The following is a 246-nucleotide window of genomic DNA, read 5'->3' on the forward strand; positions in this document are numbered from 1 at the left end:
GTCGCCCGATGGCGCAACACCGGCCCATCAGGACCGCGCTGTTCTCGGCACCATTCCGGGCATCGCTAACGTCGCAGGCGGTAGCGCTGGCGCAGCCGTCACGACCACCGTCACGCTGCCCGCATCGGCGAATCTGCCCGCGAACTATGCGGTGCTCGTGAATCCCGGTCAGGACGCCACCTGGTACGTCAGCAACAAGACGTTCGACAGCTTCCAGGTCACGCTGACACCGCGCCTCGCAGCGAG

At 66.7% G+C, this 246-nt stretch carries 1 protein-coding gene; it reads left to right on the forward strand.

Going from position 1 to position 246, the window contains the following annotated elements; all coding sequences use genetic code 11:
- The coding region (locus SB847_RS21930; RefSeq protein ID WP_410578836.1) for a hypothetical protein at window positions 1-246 on the forward strand (246 nt) is incomplete at both ends.

This window comes from Bacillus sp. SIMBA_026 (genome assembly GCF_046535335.1).
In the GTDB taxonomy this organism is placed as follows: domain Bacteria; phylum Bacillota; class Bacilli; order Bacillales; family Bacillaceae; genus Bacillus; species Bacillus velezensis.